This is a genomic window from Brevundimonas vesicularis (assembly GCF_032067225.1).
Classification (GTDB): domain Bacteria; phylum Pseudomonadota; class Alphaproteobacteria; order Caulobacterales; family Caulobacteraceae; genus Brevundimonas; species Brevundimonas vesicularis_F.
In genome coordinates this window covers 59354-60342 of the sequence record NZ_DAMBJX010000013.1, presented here as the reverse complement: position 1 = coordinate 60342, position 989 = coordinate 59354, and the positions used below count along the sequence as shown (strand labels likewise).

Genomic DNA, 989 nt, shown 5'->3' with positions numbered 1-989 from the left:
CTGAACCGCACCTATCGTCGGGATCAGCTGGCGGGCATCTACCGCGCGGCGCGGGTCGGTCTAGTGACGCCGCTGCGCGACGGCATGAATCTGGTGGCCAAGGAATATGTCTGCGCCCAGAACCCGGACGATCCCGGCGTGCTGATCCTGTCGCGCTTCGCCGGCGCGGCCGAACAGATGGGTGAAGCGCTGCTGGTCAATCCCTACAGTCGCGAAGAGCTGTCGGACGCCATCCAGAAGGCGCTGACCATGCCGCTGGCCGAGCGGATCCGGAAATGGGAAGCCCTGATGGATGTGGTTCGCGCCACCGATGTCGGCATCTGGCGCGATGATTTCGTGCGCGCCCTGCAAGCCGATGAATCGACCTCGCAACCGACGCAGTGGGCCGGCGCGGCCTGACGCCTAGCGGAGGTCGAAGGCCAGCATCAGGGTGCGCTGGGCCGGATTGAAGTTGTCGTCGGACAGGATGTAGAGGCGGGTCCTTCCGTTGCGCGTCTCTGCGGCGATACCCTCGAAATTGTCGGTAGTGCCGGGCAGTTTCAGCTCGATCAACACCGGCCCCAGCGTTCCGTCGGGGGCCATGCGGCGCACGCGCGCGCGCATGTCGATGGGCGCCCGGTACAGGCGCTGGACCACGAACCATCCGGCGCCGGACGGATCCCGATCCAAACCGGTGATGCGGTATTCGCTGTCGGGGATCGGCGTCTGCGGAGGCGTGCTCACACCCGTGCATCTCGCCGCCGCGCAATCCCAGACGCCGCCGGCCTCGCCAGAGACGCGCCAGCCGCCGGGGGCAACGGCCAACCCCTCCATCCCGTCGTTCTCGGTGAAGGCAAAGTCGGGCGACCGCACCGGCGTCGGCTGGGTCTTCAGCGCCGAGAAGGGACCGTAGTTCCAGATTCGGTGACGCCGCTCGAAACTGACCAGCAGATCGCCGGAGGGGGTGATGGCCAACCCCTCGGCGTCGCCATCCGACTTGTCGGAAATCG

2 protein-coding genes are annotated in these 989 nt (G+C 67.0%); one reads left to right on the top strand and one right to left on the bottom strand.

Annotated features, from left to right (window positions below; genetic code table 11):
- A partial coding sequence (locus RT123_RS05175; RefSeq protein WP_313008189.1) for a trehalose-6-phosphate synthase occupies nucleotides 1-399 on the top strand: 399 nt, incomplete at its 5' end.
- Nucleotides 400-402: 3 nt separating this feature from the next.
- Here the strand turns inward: RT123_RS05175 and RT123_RS05170 are convergent.
- The coding region (locus RT123_RS05170) for an esterase-like activity of phytase family protein (RefSeq protein ID WP_313008188.1) at nucleotides 403-989 on the bottom strand (587 nt) is incomplete at its 5' end.